The organism is Nonlabens sp. Ci31 (assembly GCF_012974865.1).
Lineage (GTDB): Bacteria > Bacteroidota > Bacteroidia > Flavobacteriales > Flavobacteriaceae > Nonlabens.
Genome location: NZ_CP043633.1, coordinates 1055780 through 1073236 on the forward strand (window position 1 = coordinate 1055780; position 17457 = coordinate 1073236).

Here is a 17457-nt window from a genome sequence, read left to right on the forward strand (position 1 = left end):
CCTAATTTCTAGTCCATTTTTCCTTAAAAGACCCGATAGGCTGTTGCAGTAACTCTAAAGTAACCTCATAAATGGGCTTTTTCTGCATTTTAGCTTTTAGATAGGCATAAAAGCTCATGACAAAAATATCCTCTCGAGCGGCAGTTTTCCATTCAAAGGCTTGTTGCACCTTATTTTGAAAACTCTCCTCAGTAATCTCATAAGGATGATCGTAATGTCTTTGCAATAACTTTATAAACACTAGGACACGTTGTTCGTTCAAGTCTTCTAGTCGTCCTTTAAAACGTCTTATAAAGCTCCTCATTTTTGAAGCAACCAAATCTGGTTGTTGTAATTCTATGTAAATCAGAATTTCTAGGATGTTCTTTTGTATCACCCATAATGCCCCTTCTTTTTTCTCATAAAACGGATCGCTATGATAAAAATCGTTCATCTTTTTACGTGCTCTAATAAAATCTTGTTGCTGAAACAAAAACGTAATATAAACCAGTTGTGCAGATAAATCTGGCTTTTGAATTTGCTGTATTTCTTCCAAAGCTCTTACAGGATCGCCAGTATAATTATGGTTCAACGCCTGTAGCAAAAGAGCACGTCCTAAAAACTGCTTTTTATAGGTTCCTTTTTGCTTCTGCATTTCTACCTGCAGCTTACCTACTAGCCTTTGGGATCGTATAAAATCCTTGTTCCTAAAACAGGTTCCTGCCATAAGGTAAAGGATCTCTAAATGATAATACAAATGCTTATCTGCCAGGTGTTTTTTCTTTTCTACGATATCATAGATATGATTCATAAAAATGGAAACCCCTGCGTAATCTGATGTTAAAGTTGCTGCATCTGTTACAACACGCATTAATTGATAAAGCGACTTAAAAGACAAGTTTTGATCTATAGAAATATCAAAAACGGCTAGTTGCTGTTTGATCACTTGATATACATTTGTAGGGTGGGCTTTTAAAGTTTTTTGAAGGGTCGCATAGACCATCACTAATCTGGACTCGATCAAGTATCTTTTTTCATTCTCCTGATAAGCCGTTATGATTTGTTCTAAAGTTGTTTTAGGGTCTAGGTGTGCGTATGGTACATGAGTATAATAGATCTCTTGCAGAATAGCGTATGATTCTAAAGATAGTGCCTTGACAGTAGCTTTTTTCAATGTTTTGAATCCTATGGAATATTGTTCTCGTTCTAAAAAAATTCGGGCTGCCAGGACTAATTTAAAAAGTTGCATTTCTTCCTGTGAGTCGCTAGAGAAGCCTCGGGTCGCTGTAAAGTCTACAAGGTTTTCTTTTAACCGGTTTTGAAGTGCATGCAAAGCGTTTTTATTGGCCTTTCCATAGATTTTTACATCTAGATCTACTCGTACACCTTTACGTATGAGTTGAAATAATTGGATGTTTTTTACATCTGTTCGTTGGTTTTTCGCTTTCGCGAAAGCGAGAAAAGCACCCACCTCATCACTACTTAAAGAACTTATTAATGTATTTAAATCGTTCATCTATTTAGTTTAAAACACTGATTTGTAGTGATAAGTTATATTTAATTATTATTTCAATCGTAAGAATAAGTCAAAAATAGGTTATTTACTGGTAAGATCCTGCTACATATTTGCAGTATCAAAACAAACAAAAATGGAACATCAAGTAAATTACAAAACCGAAAAAAAAGAAGTCCAAAAACCAGAGGCTTTTACTGGAAAACCAACAGCAGCATTTATAGCTGCATCATGGACAGCACTACTCGTGGGAATGGTTTCCTATTGCGTAGGCTTGTGGCGATCTGATATGCTTCTCAACGAGCGTGGGTATTATTTTGTCATCCTGCTCTTTGGACTGTTCTCTGTGATTTCTGTACAAAAAGCGGTAAGAGACAAGCAAGAAGGAATAGCGGTAACTGACCTGTATTACGGTATCAGCTGGTTTGTAAGCATTGCGTCCATCGTACTGCTCGTGATAGGCTTGTGGAATGCCGATTTATGGCCTAGTGAAAAAGGATTTTACGGCATGTCCTTTTTATTGAGCCTATTTGCCGCCATTGCAGTACAAAAGAACACGAGAGATGTGACCTTTATAGACGAAAACTGGAAGTGATAAGAAATGACAATGACCTAGTGATCGCTAGTGAATGAAACACACTGTTTTTTGTCTTGGTTTATAAAATCCCCTTGACGATCCTGATAACCAATTAAATAAAAACCACCAAAATTATTATAATTATGAAATTAAACAACTTATCTGCCTTTATAGCCATTTCAATTCTCGGAATGTTATCTATAATACTACCCATATTTATTCTAGGGGATTTAAAACCCTATGAATCCCCTTTATTCCCTTTAATTAGAACTGGAATTGAAGGGATGTCAATCTACAGTTTAAGCTTTCTTTTCTTATCGGGTTTTATTATTAAATAGTTAAGTAAGGCCTCTTTTTGGAAAATTGGATTAATGAGTATGGCTTTATTTCCATTAGCTACTTTCTGTGAAATGATCTTCGATTCGACTTCTCATAATATGTTTCCATTTGAATTCATATTCTATGCTATTTATACAATTCCAGCAATAATAGGAGCAGCTGTATCTCAAGTTATAAAACGTTTTGTTATAAAAAAGAAGTAAATACAGGCTACAACAAAATGTAAAAACAATAGGCCATTGCAGTACAAAAGAACACGAGAAATATTACATTTATAGATAAAAACTAGAAGTGAAAATAGTTAGGAGTGAAGTGTTATAAAAAAATTAGATCATTAAAGTAAGAACAATGAAAAAGTATCAAGGCCTACTAATCGCAAGTATTTTGAATGCTGTATTCTTTGTCTGGGTTTATATCGTACAGATTTATGAAATCAAATGGACCATTGTTGGTGTGTTTTATGAATTGCTCATCATTCCTATGATGTTACTCGCACCAACTCTATTAGTCCTGTCTGTCATCCAAATCAAGAAGAAGGGTTTACAGGTTCCAAGCTTCATCTCTTTACTGCTCTCTGCAGGAATAACAGTTAGCCTATTAAGCCTCTTCATCATGGATTAAATACCGGTTTGTTTTTAAATGATGTATTGGTATAAAATAACAAAACCGGCTGTTTACTAATGGAGCAGCCTGTTTTGATAATAGGAACGACCTTTTCATAAGGAGAAGGTCGTTTTTTATTTGGCTTTTATTCAACACCAAAGGTTTTATAAACCTGTAAGATTTAACGGCAAACTAGCACCCTGCTAAGTCAGTCTAAACAACTTGCCTGGCAAGGGCTGTACCACTCCTTTGAGCTCCATACTCATCAATTGACCAGCCACTTTATGGACCGGTTGATTAATGTTTAGAGCGATAATATCCAACAGTGCTTTTTCATTTTCTTTAAGGTACCTGTAGATTAACTTTTCTTCCTCTGTGAGTTCTACAAAAAGTTGTTTCTGTATGGAAACCGCCGGTTCTTTCCAGCCTAGAATATAGGGAACATCGGCTGTTTTAGTGAGCATGTGGGCCTTTGCTTGTTTGATAAGGTCGTTACAGCCTGTAGCGTATTTATCGTTTACACGTCCAGGAACGGCAAACACTTCCCGATTGTAGCCACAGGCTAGGTCGGCAGTGACCAGTGAGCCACCTTTGGAAGCACTTTCTATCACGACAGTTGCCTCACTCATTCCTGCAATAATGCGGTTGCGACCCAAGAAATTATTTCTATCAAAAGTATCGGTATGCCAAAAATCAGTCATAAAGCCGCCATTTCTCATCATGTCCTCATTGTATGCAGCATGATTACGCGGATAGGTTTGATTGAGGCCATGAGCGGTAACGGCTATGGTTTGTAAGTCATTTTCTATAGCCATTTTATGTGCTAAGATGTCCACTCCATAAGCATAACCACTGATAATAATAGGCTTTAAAGGCGCGATCTCTGCAATAAACTTCTCTAAAAATGCTGCTCCAACACTGGTAATTTGACGGGTTCCAACAATACTCAAAATGTACGGGTTGTCTAAATTGATGGTTCCTTTTTCAAAATAGATGATCGGTCCATCGATGCAATGTTTTAAACGTTCTGGATAATCTTCATTGTAATAAACGCGGTAGTTGATCTTGTTCTCTTCTATAAACCTCAACTCTTGTATCGCTTTAGAAAACAAGCTGTCCTTGCTCTTGATGAACTGAGCTTTCTTCTCCCCTATTCCTTCTACGGCAGCGATATGGCGATACTGTTGTTCAAAAACACCTGTCGCATTACCAAAAGTTCTTATGAGTCTTTTGGCCATGATATCTCCTATAAGCGGTGCTTTTTTAAGAGCGAGGATAGAAAGGAGTTCTTGTTGGTCCATGAATAAATATAAAACTAAAAATAATGGGGAAATAAATTTAAGCTTAAATCTAAACTTAAATTTAAAAAAAGATATGTAGGCCCCATTGTCCTGCGGACATTTCCCCAAAGGGGATATTTCAAAAGCTAGTTATTTAATAGTTGAGAAAGTTCGCTAACCCAATTGCTTAAGATTTCTTTGCGTGAGAAGTGTTTTAAAACGTATTCCCGAGCTTCTACACCCATGGATGTTCTCCGATTAGGATCTTGTCTCCAGGCCTCTAATTGGTTGATAGCGGTGGATACATCTGGTTGTGAGAAATAGAGTCCTGCATTTGCATTTTCTAGGACGGTTTTTACTTCGCTAGCTGGACTTCCTAAGACTAATGAAGGTTTCCCACTTGCCATCATGCCGAGTAATTTAGAGGGCATTACGGTATCGAGCACTTCTGCTTTTTGGAAAAGGAAATGCGCATCGGCACTACATAAAAGATCTGATAATTCTGCAAAAGGTACTGGGTCGTAAAACGAGATGTTTTCCTGATCTATAGCTTGCATTACTTGCTGGTATTTTGCTCCTGCACCTACTATAATGATCTCGTAAAGGTCTTGTGGTAGCGCTTTCGCGAAAGCGAGAAAATAATCCCAATCCTGCTTATCACCTACATTACCGCTATACAGTAACTTAAATTTTTCGCTTTGTAAAAAGGAGTGTGGCTTTGCTGTAGATGGATCTACTTGATGCACATCAATCCAATTAGGCAAATAGTAAGTAGGCTGATTGGTCTTCGTTTGCAGCTTTGCGAGCATCTTATGACTGATCGTGCTTATGGTAGTTGCTTTGCCCAAAATTCGTCGCTCTAAGCTAAAAAGAAATTTAAAAATAACCTTCTTGCTCCCGCTAGAAAGTCCTGATTGCAGTGCTGCGTCAAATTCAAAGTCCTGAATATGAATACAGCTTGGTGCTTTGTGTTTTCTCGCATGATAACCCCCAAGCCATGCGCTGGCTGTAAATGGGATAATGGAAATCACCAAGTCTGCTTTTTTAATCTTTCTCAAATTAAAAAAACTTCCTTTTGTAAAACTGAGGATATGAAGGATACGCTTTAAAAAGGTAGGGTTATCTGGAACGTACTGTTTATAGCGATAGAGTGTTGCTCCGTTGTGATCTTCTTGAAAATACTTAGGTTGCGACTGGTATTCTTGAGCAATTTTCCATTGTGGATAATAGGGAAAAGCCGTTACCACATTTACCATTGCACCTGCATCAACGAGTGCCTCTACCATTTGGGTAGAATACAATCCTATGGCGGTGTCTTCTGGAGCATAATTAAGCCCTATAAATGTGATGTGTTTTTTATTGAAGTTTTTCATTCCACTATTAACGGAATTATATTCTTTTCAAAATTCTGTAATGAAAAGTCTTTTGAGTGTTCCAAATTATAACTCTTAACTTTTTCTAATCGCTCTCTGTCTAAGTATATTTTTTCCATGGCGATCTTAATCGATTTAGAAGTTATTGGCCAAATCAACTCTCCATTTTTATCAGATATTATGTCTGATACTCCTGGAACATTTGATGAGATAATATAACATTTAGATTTGAGAGATTCTAGAATAGAAAGTGGTTGTCCTTCATGTTCATTTAAAGTAGGTAAACAAAAAACATCAGCTTTTTCTAATAAAGTTGCTTTTTCCAAACCAGTAACACTACCATGAAATGTTACAAAGGATAATTTAGATAAGTACATTTTGATTGCTGGGTAGTCGTCGGAGATAGTTCCTGCAATGTGCACTTCAATATCTTTATGCACTGAATAAAGTTCTTCTACGCCATGTAAGAAAGGAATTATTCCTTTTGCAGGAATTAAATTGCTAAGAAATAAAATATTTAAGTTTTGACTAGGTTCTTGAAAAGTGCTTACCTCTACTAAACTTATAAAATTATGACAAGTGAATATTTGATTGTTTTTTAGAAAAGGCTTGAAGTTAGGTCTTAAAGAATCTGATAAAACAATCGCCTTATCAAACATTTTTAGAGTGATTTTTGCAAGAAATTTCTTGATTGAACCAAATTCTTGATAGTTGTAAATCAATGCATTACCGTGAAGATGTACTACTTTCCTCTTCCTAAAAACTGTAGCAATAATAAGAAATGGTGCATATTTAATTATTCCAAGAAAAGACTGACCTACAGTACAATAGACTATGTTAGCAGTAATTATTTTATATGCTTCTATGTAGATATATAAAATCTTTAATTTATACCACCTCCATTTACCAATTGAGTCGTCCAGTCTCCTATTAATTTCCATGTCAATGCGATTTACTAGAAATTTATTCTTTTTAAGAATATTGTAAACCGTAAGATTTGAGATGTTTAATCCTGTCAATGACTCTGGAAACGGACCTATAATTACTACCTTCTTATTCTTGCTCTTCATTGATTGGTTTTACAAGATCGGTTGTTTTGAAAACAGAATACAAAAAGCTAATAAAAAAACAAAAATATACCACTCCATTTTCTCTTTCTAAAATATTTTCAGAAAACATTACTAAGAGATAAAAGAGTAAAATAGAAATTGTAATAAAAGCCTTGTGTCGATAGGCAGATACTATGATAAATATGATAAAAAGAGCAAAGGAAAACAATCCCATATAACCTGTTCTTAAGAGTATACTCAAATACTGATTATGAGAATTGTACTCTCTTCTCACTAATTCTTCGTTCTCATTAGAATAGCAATCTAATAAGATGCTTTTTGTGTCTCCTATTCCGTAACCAAACAACCCAGCTTCTGGTATTGCCTTATTAACACAAGAATAAATTGTTAACCTGATATTAGTTGACGTCAATTCCGTTGAGTCTTTTTCACCTAGTCTTAACAACTCAGAAAATTTTTCATTTGCTTTAGTATTAAAAGAAATTACAGAGATAAAAATGACGCATAGGGCCCCTAATGCTATCATAATAGTTTTATTTCTATACGAAAATGCTAGGTATGCCCCAGAAATTATCAAAGATAAAATAGGGCCTTTTTTAACAAGAATTAATAAAATTAATAAGATAACAATGTCTGCTATAATAATTAAAATCAATTGATAGAGCTTAGTTTTCTTTCTAGAAAAAAGGTATAAACTGAACAGTAAAGAAATTGCTCCATGCATACTTAAGTAGATGGCATGAATGGTATAAGGGCCTAAATGTTCGTCAATGACCGTCGGGAAATGAATAAATAAAGTCATTTGATACTGTTCCCAGAAATACAACCAGAACACTAGAAAACTAAACGCAGTACTGAAAATAAAGCATCTAAAAAGTAGGTCTAGATTATCTTTTAATTTACAGCTTACATTTTCTGGAATAAAGCTAAAAATCAATGGGATTAAGATAAGTGAAGCTCCGGTCTCTATTTTTCTAAGGCCTATCGATAGGTTTTCAGTGTAAAATAAGCTGACTAAATATGTTATATATAAAAGCGATCCCAAAATCATAAGTTTATAATCCGGAACCACTTTAGTATTCTTATCAAAAAGGCCGTAAATACTGATTAAAAGTAAGGCAGCTATAATAAAATTTCTTAAAAAATTAGGCAAAATAGGCATTAAAAACCCAGCAGATACCAGGTAGAAAAAAACGTTTTCGATTCTAGTCAATCTCATTATTATTTAGTTTTAGAATGAAATTGTCACACTATTTTTTACGAGCCACGATTCTAACTTGCGTTTGACTTCTATTAAGAATTCCATAAACTTTAGATAACGATCCAGTTAAGTTATATCCAAATAATTTAACCAGTTTATCAAATTTAGGGGGCCATTTGTGCGATATCTTTTTTACTTCTATCACTTCTAATCCTGCGCGGTGAAATAAGTTTCCTAGATTCATAGGGCTCCAGGTATAGAGATGGTAATTAATATCATTTGCTTTATAAGAATTAGTTCTCTCAAAAGGCGTGACGAAAATAATTTTACCTCCTTTTTTGATTTTTGGAATTAAGTCTTTGATAATGTCTAAAGGTCTATCGACATGTTCAAGCGCATGATTAGAAATTATGACTGAAGCCCATTCATCTTCAACCTCAGCAATAGTTCCTACGGTAGTTATACTTAAAGTTTGAGCATTCTCTCTACCGGATTTATTTATCTCAACTCCTAATTTTTTACTAGCATCTAACTCGTTTAATAAAAATCCGCCACCGCAACCAAAATCGAGTACATTATCATTGGATGTGATATAATATTGAAATAGAAATTTATTTAATTTAGCCCCTATTTTACCCATGGATTTTTGCCAGGTAAAATAGTCTTCATTATAATGGTCCATTCCTTATCTTGTTTTTAAATATAATTTTATAATTAAATAAATTAATTATAATCTTAGGCAACACGTAAATACCTAAAAATGTTGCTATTAAATATGCAAATGAACTAGTGAAATCTCCTCGCAATATCATAATCAAATGTAAGGAAAAATAAAAAGACATGGCTTTTTTAAACCAGCTATCACTATACAGCCACTTTAGCATAAAAACACATGAGATTGCTAAGAATATACTGAAAATAACCACTCCAAAAACTCCAAAATTATGGTATGCTTCAGAAAGAAAAGGATTTGATACATTTTGAAAATAAAAATCATACTGAGCTGTGAGGTGTTCCCCAACTACCATACCTGATGATTCTGGTTTATCCACCCATAAAGATCTGGGCACAAAAAACAACAAAGCGCTTAACATCTGGTATCCATAGGAATACCCATCTTGTTGAACTACTTCAATTACAGTTCCTATATTCATGAAAGCATCATAATTAAGCGAAATGTAACCATCTGTTAAAAGCCCTTGATTTACTTGATCTAATAATCTTGAAGGTTTTGAAATTATTTCCTCAATCCCGTAATCTGAATGCGTAATTAGTTGAGATAAAGGTAAGCCCACAATAATTGCAAAAAACAATATGTTTAGAAACTTTGCATTAGAATTGACCACTTTAGGTAAAAACATAAATATTGCTATGAATAAAATAGGGCCTAAATCGTGCCTCTTTGTTATAAGTGGGTTTTTAACAACTAAAAGAAACATTATGAGTAGGAGGAAACACGCGCCTATGATATAGGCGTTATTTACATTTTTATTATTACTATCAAAGTAGGCTTTGCAAGCAATTATTGCTCCTAAAGGAAAAATAAACAACACCTTGCTTTTCATCAAGGCTATGGATTTTGTAAATGTAGACTCCATCCATTCTGGCCTATTATATTCATATATAATGAAATCTAAATTTGAAAAGACAATAATTGCAGAAAGTATCAACATTAACAATATTGCCATGGGTAAATTATTATACTTTACCGGTATGGATTCTTTTAAAATACTGTTTAATTTAGATTTTTTAAGATAATCATAGCTGAGAAAAAAAATGATGTTAAAAAGAGAAATTAAAAGAGATGTTTGAATAATAAGAGACTCTTTTAAAGGAAAATTATTCAAAAATACTGGCTTCTCCATAATCAGCATATCATTGATTTGAGAAATCGGTGCTGCAAAAAAGAAAATATAATTAAAAACTATGAAGGTAGAAAGAAATGGACTGAACACCTTTTCCAAATAAAGATGGTAATATGTTATAAAAGTAATGATTAAAAAATTTAAGAAAAAGGATAACCAGACCCATAAAGACGCATCAAAATTAGCTAGATAGAAAAAGCTAATAATCAAATAGGAAATCATTAATAAATTCTTGAGATTCATTAAATTTTCAAGTTTTGGGAATTAGTTGAGAACAGATAAAAATGAAGCGGCAGAAACCTCTGGAGAAATTAATTTAGAACGCTTGAAAGCATTCTTTTTCATTTTTGCCAATTCATCATTAGATTTTTCATGCATCATGATCATTTTCTCAAGGAGCGCCTTATAGTCGCCAGCCTTAAAAATATACCCATTATAATCTGGAATAATAAAAACTGGAGCTGCTCCGCATTCATTGCTTGCAATAATAGGCATGCCGGCACAAGCAAGCTCGTGTATTACCACACCATAAGGTTCAAATAAACTAGGTAGAATAAAACAGTTGTATAGTTTTACTTGCTCTGCCAGTTCTTGTGGTTGAAGAAAATTCAAATGGTTTACATCATTCTCTTGCTGAACTAAGCCTTGTAAAGATCCATCACCTATAATGGTAAGAGAGCTATTTTCTTTATAGGGAAATTCACCCCATGCTTTTAACAAGTCTCTAATCCCCTTAACCTCCTCAAGTCTCCCTACAAAAAGGAATTTTAACGATTCTTGGTGGGTATCTGAACTATCAAAATTGAATTTTTCTATGTCAGCGCTGTATAAATTGAATATGATGTTATCTTTCTTAAAACCTAATCTTTTAGCAAATTCAAATTGATAAGGTCCTGCTACCCAAACGTGAGAAAAATATTTTTTAAGATATAATCGCATGAGCAAAATCCCAAAACGCTGTTTTAAAGTTCCTTGCCATTGATTATCTAATCCCGAAACCACAGGAATATTTTTCCTTCTCAAATAATGGCATGTTTTCAAATATCCTTTATCGTACCAGTTGGGCACATAAGCAATTTCTGGTTGTATCTTTTTTGCTAATTTTAAAATGTCCATAGCGCTTAACTCTGATCTATTGTAATAAGTTACATTTTCAATTTCTGGCGCCTTATAGACCGTTAGCTTTTTATGATCCCAATGAATTAAATGAATTTGCGTATCATTCTTAGAAACTAGCTCCTTTAGCACTGGTATATTGTATCCCATTAATTCAGCATACATATATAGTATAACCATAATTACGATTCGTTTTCTTTTGTTTTTGTTTTTGTTAGTGTCCTAAACAATAAAAATACGGCAATTATACAAAGCAGTAGCTCTGTAGAAAACATAATAATTGCTGATGCATTAATTTTATAGTCAGGGATGAAATATAGACAGCTTAGCAGGCTTATGAAACCCACAATAATAGTGACCTTCATGATCGTCTTGAACTTCTTTAAGACTGGAGCGTATAACACCATATACAACATTCCAAGACCAGAAAATAAAGCGACCCAACTCATTAATTTAAATAAATAAGAATACTCTATGATTAACGGATCATTATATAAAAACCCGAGAATTTGATCTCCAAAAACATTTAAACTAATTGTGATCATCAGTCCAATTCCAGCAACAATAAAAATCAGATTTTTTATGATAAAATCTCTTTTTTCGGGTTTTAAACGAGATAAATAAGGTAGCAAAGCTTGATATATTGGTGTAAAAACATTTTTACAAGCTAGAATAATTTTTTCATAACTTACAAAAACTCCTACCAGTATATCACCACCAAAAACACCAAGAATAAACACGTTTGCACTTGTATATAGTGTAGTTGCTCCATTTGCTATAAAGGCTTGAAAACTTTGCTTGTAAAAATCTCTTCCAGAAGAAAAAGTAGGTTTTTTCCAACTAACATATTTTAAACTCAGGATTAAACTGATGACTCCCGCTATAATAAAACCAACTGAATTAAAAATGGGAACCTTTAAAAAGTCATCAGGACTTCTTATAAACAAAAATATAAGCAATACAAAAATGGATTTAGCAATCACATTTGTTATGGTGACCAATTTCATTTTTTCTATACCTTGAAAAAACCATAAAGGAAAAAAAGATTGACCTATTACAACACCAAAACTCAAGATGTAAACCTCCCAATCTTCTTTAAATCTATCTACAGAAAAAACTAAGAGCAATAAAATTAAAAAAGTAATGATAGTGAGTATCATTTTAGCCCAAAAAACTCTAAAATACAAGTCTGAAAAGTCCTTTTTTTGAACTCTTAAATCTGCTACTTCACGAGTAGCAGTATAATTAAACCCAAAATCAGTAGCGACTAGACAGAAAATCATTAAAGCTTGAGCGAACATAATCAAACCAAATTTCTCAAGGCCTAGAGTTCGCTCTAAAAAGGGAATAGTTAAAAAGGGAAGTAAGTAGTTTAAGCCCTGAAGTACAACTAATGCCCCATAGTTCTTAGCCACAGTTTTTTCTTCTCCAGAAAATTTTTTAGAAAGCTTACTCATTCCTTGGTTAGGTTACCTTGACCAACGCTAAAATAGCCATTTTAGTGCGTTTATGAGTTCAAATAAGCCTCATACATCATCTCCACTCCTTTTTCCAGCTCCACCTCGTGTTTCCAACCTAAATTGTGAAGCTTAGATACATCAGTGAGTTTGCGTGGGGTACCATCTGGTTTTGAAGTGTCCCAATCGAGACTGCCTTGATAAGCTACTGTTTTTTTGATCAGCTCTGCCAAGTCTTTGATAGCAATATCTTCTCCAGTTCCTATGTTCAGATGTGTATTTCTTATGTCTTTGTCGGTTCCTTTTACATCTTCAAAGTCTTTGTTTTCCATTAAGTAAACGCAAGCTTTGGCCATATCATGGGACCATAAAAACTCCCGCTTAGGAGTTCCTGTACCCCATAAGGCGATGCCCGTTTCTGTAATTCCGTTTTTTTGTAGTTCCGCTTTCACTTCGACAAGCTCAGTACGGCGCGCGATTTTATAGTCCACACCTAAATCCTCACATAAAGCTTGCTCATCACCTTGCATCAACAACTTGCCTAGATGCATTTTACGGATCAATGCCGGTAGTACATGAGATTTTTGTAAATCAAAGTTATCATTAGGACCATACAAATTGGTGGGCATCACTGAAATGAAGTTGGTGCCGTATTGTAAATTATAGCTCTCGCACATCTTGATACCAGCAATTTTTGCAATGGCATAAGGTTCGTTGGTATATTCTAAAGGCCCAGTAAGCAAGCTGTCTTCTGGCATAGGTTGTGGCGCCATTTTAGGATAAATACAGGTGCTTCCTAAAAACAGTAATTTCTTCACATCATTCAGATAACTCTGATGAATCACGTTATTCTGAATCATCAAGTTTTTATAAATAAAGTCGGCTCTATAGGTGTTGTTTGCAACAATCCCCCCTACACTAGCCGCTGCAAGAAACACATATTCTGGTTTTTGAGTGGCAAAAAAATCGGCTGTGGCTTGTTGATTGGTTAAATCAAGCTCTTTATGCGTGCGCAGTAAAAAATTAGAATATCCCAGTTTTTTCAACTCGGCTATAATAGCGCTTCCTACAAGGCCACGATGTCCAGCAATATATATTTTTGAAGATTTTTCCATTTGCCTCACCTAAATCCTCTCCAGGGGAGAGGACTTTTTACTTAATGATTTATATTTATATGTTCTTTATAATAACTTTTCCAATCCTAAGTACTTCACTTTGGAATGAACTTCTATATTCCATATTCCTTAATCGATTTTCTTTATTCAAAAGCCTCTACTAAAGCCTCTCCAGCAGAGAGGACCTCTTTTCGATTGTTTATTGCTTTCTTCTTAAATTAAAGCTATTTATTTTCTAATTACTTTATTAAAAACTATTTCAATTTTCGAGTTCAAGTTCGAGTTCAAATTCCCTTTCCTTTGGAAAGGGCTAGACTTATTCAAAATAGTTATTGATGCGGTAACCGCCACTTTTCAAATATTCTTCTCTAGACATCAAATGCAAGTCGCTTTGCATCATGTCGTTTACCAGTTCTTGAAGCGCTATTTCTGGAACCCATCCTAATTTTTCTTTGGCTTTTGTAGGGTCACCTATCAATAAATCAACTTCTGTGGGGCGGAAATATCGTGGATCTACGGCTACTACCTCTTTCCCTATTTCTAGTTGGTACTCTGGATTGGAACAAGATTTCACAGTTCCTTTTTCCTCCACTCCTTCACCAGTAAATTCTAGGACTATACCTACGTATTGAAAAGCCATATGCACAAAATCACGCACACTAGTAGTCGTTCCTGTAGCAATCACCCAATCTTCTGGTTCATCGTGTTGTAAGATCATCCACATCATGCGCACATAATCTTTGGCGTGACCCCAATCGCGTTTGGCGTCTAGGTTTCCTAGATAGACTTTATCTTGAAGACCTTTGACAATTTTAGAAGTCGCCCGAGTAATTTTTCTAGTGACAAAAGTCTCTCCTCGTACAGGAGATTCATGATTAAAAAGAATCCCATTACAAGCAAACATGCCGTAAGCCTCGCGGTAATTCACCGTCGCCCAATACGCATACATCTTTGCCACCGCATAAGGACTACGCGGATAAAATGGTGTGGTCTCTGATTGCGGAATTTCTTGAACTTTACCGTATAACTCTGATGTAGAAGCTTGATAGATTTTGGTCTTCTTCTCCAGTCCTAAAATTCTAACCGATTCTAAAATACGCAAAGCGCCTATACCATCGGCATTTGCAGTGTATTCTGGCATTTCAAAAGAAACTTGTACATGTGACATCGCCGCAAGATTATAAATCTCGTCTGGCTGCGTTTCTTTGATGATTCTAGTAAGGTTAGTCGTATCAGTTAGATCACCATAATGTAATTTGAACTTTACATCAGTCTCATGTGGGTCTTGATACAAGTGATCAATACGATCTGTATTGAATAAGGAAGCACGGCGTTTGATACCGTGTACTTCATATCCTTTTTTTAATAAAAACTCACTTAAATAAGCACCGTCTTGACCGGTTACTCCAGTGATTAGTGCTACTTTGGGATGCTGTACAGACATAGGCTAGTTGTAAAGACGTAAAAATACGGTTTCCTTAGGAATTGTATTGCCCCAAAACCCTGTCTAATCCTTCTTCAATAGAAGGAATCGTATAATCAAAAATATTTTGAAGACTACTACAGTCCATCACACTATAAGCAGGGCGTTTGGCAGCGGTTTTAAACTCGGCTACTGGATGGATTTTTTTACCTAATTCTAACTTTTTATTAATTGCAGTAGCAAAATCAAACCAGGTCATTGCTCCTTGATTGGTAAAATGATAGATCCCATAATTTTTAGGATCATTTTGAATCAGGTGTTTTATAAAATCAGCAAGATCTAATGCACTGGTAGGAGAACCCGTTTGGGAATCAACGATGCTCAGTTCTTTCATATCTGTTCCAGCAACCCATTTAAAGAAATTCTTGCCGTGTGCTGCGTACAACCAGGAAATCCTAAAGATATAGTGATTACAGCCTATTTGAGTAATGGCCTTTTCTCCAGCAAGTTTACTCGCCCCATACACATTGATAGGATCTGTTTCTTGTGATGGCAAGTAAGCTGTGGTAGCGGTACCATTAAAAACATAATCAGTAGAAAAATGTATTAATGTTGCGTTGTATTGTTTTGCAATTTGAGCCATCTTTTGGATAGCTAGCGCATTGATTTTATAGGCTTTATCTTGTTCGTTTTCAGCGAGATCTACGGCTGTGTATGCTGCACAATTAATGATATAATCTGGACGTAAATGTTTAATTTTCTGATCCAATTGAAAACTACAGGTAATATCAAGGTCTTTACTAGAAAAACAAAATAATTCTTGATCCTGCAGAACTGCTTTTACAGCAGTTCCTAACATTCCGTTTGCACCGGTAATAAGAATTTTCAAAACAATGGAATTTAATGGTTAATGGAGAATCTCTAATTTCTCATCTTTTTCAGAAAGGATAATATCTTCTTTAGGCAGTTGCCAGTCTATGTTTAATTTTGGATCGTCGTACCTCAGGCCCACTTCCATTTCTGGTTGATAGGTATTGTCTATTTGATAATTCACTATGGCCGTTTCTGAAAGTACAGAGAAGCCGTGTAGAAAACCTCTAGGAACAAGTAATTGTTTGTGGTTATCCCCTGATAACTCTAATGTAAAATGCTGTAAGTACGTAGGTGATTCTGGTCTAAAATCTACTGCAACGTCCAGTATACGACCTTGTATACATCTGACCAGCTTAGCTTGCCCAGCATCCTCTTTTTGCATGTGTAAGCCTCTTAACACGCCGTAAGAAGAGGTGCTTTCGTTAATAGTAATAAAAGGTGCTTGTTGAGGTAAAACTTTTGCAAAAGCGAAACTGTCATAAGCGATACAGAATTTACCACGAGCATCTTTAAAAACAGCTGGCTCGATAATCTTACAATCTAAAAGCGGTGTATCAATTATTTTCATTTGACAGCTCCCTTTTGATAGTTATTTAAAAATCTCAAAACCAAGGGTATCAATGCGATAAGAAGACCTAAGCCAAAAAACACCAATGCGTAAGTGACCGTAAGGTGCTTTTTCTCTATCACTCCTTTTTTAACAAAATAGGAAACGATATTTACGGTGTTTTCAAAACTGTATTTCTTTTCTCGCTCGTTTTCCAGGTTAAAGAAAGTTCTCGATTTTTCATCAAAAAGCTCTTTGAACATCTCTGTTTTATTCTGTCCATTGACAAATACACTGGTACCTTGAGAGCCGTTAGAGTCCTTGTTTTTAAGCGAGACTTGAAATGCTACCATTAGAGAATCAATTTCTTGTAACTGATACTCCATATTATCAATATTATAAGCTGTAGTTTCCCTACTGGCTAATCGTTGCGCCTTGATCAGCGGATTGTCCTCCACTTTCACTGCTTTAGAGGCTGCTTTTTCTAAAGCCGCTCTATTCTTAGAAACTATTTCTACTTTATAAAACTGGTAATCAATAGCTCTTTTTGCCTCTTTAAAGCCTTCAAAGGTGTAATTTTCTAATGCAATAGTATCTGCGCGTCGCGCCATATAATCGTACTCTTTAAGAAGCTCTGTATCGTTAAAATCGGCTTCTATCTTAAAGCTTTTAAGCTGACTAGCTTCTTCTATAGCGATGTTTAACTCCTTCCCCAGAGTCTTAAAATCTTCTTGATCTACTAAGGAATTGTAGTATTCGAGATTAGAAATTAATTGCCCTGCACTTTCAAAATTAGGTTGTACTCTTAACTGTGCAGTAAAGTTCTTTTTACTTTCTCTACTCGCATACATACCTAGTCCTCCTCCTAAGATAAAAAGAACCCCTAGTAATATGATATTATTTTTAATAAAGATCAAAAACAAAATAAAGAAGTGAGCAATTCCTTTAAAGAATCCTCCTATTGCGCTAAAAAGATTCTTAAATCCATTGCTGATCCACACAAAAACGGGTACTAAATCTACCTCTTGTTCTTGGTTATTATTAGGTTGGTTGTCCATGAAGTTGTTTTTTTCAAGTCTTCAAATATAATTGAAGTCTATGAATTCTTTAAACGAGTAAATTTTGA

The 17457-nt window shown here is 34.8% G+C and carries 16 protein-coding genes; 2 read left to right on the forward strand and 14 right to left on the reverse strand.

All coding sequences use genetic code 11. The features are described from left to right. Position 1 precedes the first annotated feature (1 nt). Positions 2-1495, reverse strand: a complete 1494-nt coding sequence (locus F0365_RS04760; RefSeq protein WP_169932645.1) for a hypothetical protein — start codon at positions 1493-1495, stop codon at positions 2-4. 133 nt (positions 1496-1628) lie between these two features. Between F0365_RS04760 and yiaA the strand changes: the two genes are divergently transcribed. Both yiaA and F0365_RS04770 read left to right on the forward strand, forming a co-directional pair. Continuing rightward, positions 1629-2087 carry an inner membrane protein YiaA gene (gene yiaA, locus F0365_RS04765; protein WP_169932646.1) on the forward strand — a complete coding sequence of 153 codons (459 nt, stop codon included), beginning with the start codon at positions 1629-1631 and terminating at the stop codon, positions 2085-2087. Between the two features lie 669 nt (positions 2088-2756). Then, positions 2757-3029, forward strand: a complete 273-nt coding sequence (locus F0365_RS04770; RefSeq protein WP_169932647.1) for a hypothetical protein — start codon at positions 2757-2759, stop codon at positions 3027-3029. Between the two features lie 185 nt (positions 3030-3214). Here F0365_RS04770 and F0365_RS04775 read toward each other — a convergent pair whose 3' ends face one another. The 13 genes from F0365_RS04775 to F0365_RS04835 all read right to left on the reverse strand — a co-directional run bounded on the left by F0365_RS04775 (position 3215) and on the right by F0365_RS04835 (position 17389). Next, positions 3215-4312 (reverse strand): DNA-processing protein DprA, encoded by a 1098-nt coding sequence (locus tag F0365_RS04775; protein WP_169932648.1) that lies wholly within the window; start codon positions 4310-4312, stop codon positions 3215-3217. Between the two features lie 125 nt (positions 4313-4437). Beyond that, positions 4438-5664 carry a WcaI family glycosyltransferase gene (locus tag F0365_RS04780; protein ID WP_169932649.1) on the reverse strand — a complete coding sequence of 409 codons (1227 nt, stop codon included), beginning with the start codon at positions 5662-5664 and terminating at the stop codon, positions 4438-4440. Further along, a complete protein-coding gene (locus F0365_RS04785; protein ID WP_206071301.1) occupies positions 5661-6605 on the reverse strand; it encodes a glycosyltransferase family 4 protein in 945 nt (314 codons plus the stop codon). Before F0365_RS04785 ends, F0365_RS04780 begins: the two co-directional genes overlap by 4 nt. Positions 6606-6717: 112 nt before the next feature. Continuing rightward, positions 6718-7953, reverse strand: a complete 1236-nt coding sequence (locus F0365_RS04790; RefSeq protein WP_169932651.1) for an O-antigen ligase family protein — start codon at positions 7951-7953, stop codon at positions 6718-6720. Between the two features lie 31 nt (positions 7954-7984). Continuing rightward, the gene (locus tag F0365_RS04795) at positions 7985-8617 is read right to left on the reverse strand and encodes a class I SAM-dependent methyltransferase (protein ID WP_169932652.1); all 633 of its coding nucleotides are present in this window, start codon (positions 8615-8617) and stop codon (positions 7985-7987) included. Beyond that, positions 8604-9623 carry an O-antigen polysaccharide polymerase Wzy gene (gene wzy / locus F0365_RS04800; RefSeq protein WP_206071302.1) on the reverse strand — a complete coding sequence of 340 codons (1020 nt, stop codon included), beginning with the start codon at positions 9621-9623 and terminating at the stop codon, positions 8604-8606. The genes F0365_RS04795 and wzy overlap by 14 nt, the downstream gene beginning before the upstream one ends. Before the next feature lie 441 nt (positions 9624-10064). Beyond that, complete coding sequence (locus F0365_RS04805) at positions 10065-11066, reverse strand: glycosyltransferase (protein ID WP_169932654.1); 1002 nt, start codon at positions 11064-11066, stop codon at positions 10065-10067. Positions 11067-11098: 32 nt separating this feature from the next. Further along, positions 11099-12373 carry an oligosaccharide flippase family protein gene (locus F0365_RS04810; protein WP_169932655.1) on the reverse strand — a complete coding sequence of 425 codons (1275 nt, stop codon included), beginning with the start codon at positions 12371-12373 and terminating at the stop codon, positions 11099-11101. 50 nt (positions 12374-12423) lie between these two features. Beyond that, complete coding sequence (locus F0365_RS04815; RefSeq protein ID WP_169932656.1) at positions 12424-13488, reverse strand: GDP-L-fucose synthase family protein; 1065 nt, start codon at positions 13486-13488, stop codon at positions 12424-12426. Between the two features lie 316 nt (positions 13489-13804). Continuing rightward, complete coding sequence (gmd, locus tag F0365_RS04820) at positions 13805-14932, reverse strand: GDP-mannose 4,6-dehydratase (RefSeq protein ID WP_169932657.1); 1128 nt, start codon at positions 14930-14932, stop codon at positions 13805-13807. Positions 14933-14966: 34 nt separating this feature from the next. Beyond that, complete coding sequence (gene rfbD, locus F0365_RS04825; RefSeq protein ID WP_240961913.1) at positions 14967-15800, reverse strand: dTDP-4-dehydrorhamnose reductase; 834 nt, start codon at positions 15798-15800, stop codon at positions 14967-14969. An 18-nt stretch (positions 15801-15818) separates the two neighbouring features. After that, the gene (gene rfbC, locus F0365_RS04830; RefSeq protein WP_169932658.1) at positions 15819-16352 is read right to left on the reverse strand and encodes a dTDP-4-dehydrorhamnose 3,5-epimerase; all 534 of its coding nucleotides are present in this window, start codon (positions 16350-16352) and stop codon (positions 15819-15821) included. After that, the gene (locus F0365_RS04835; RefSeq protein ID WP_169932659.1) at positions 16349-17389 is read right to left on the reverse strand and encodes a hypothetical protein; all 1041 of its coding nucleotides are present in this window, start codon (positions 17387-17389) and stop codon (positions 16349-16351) included. Before F0365_RS04835 ends, rfbC begins: the two co-directional genes overlap by 4 nt. Positions 17390-17457: the final 68 nt, after the last annotated feature.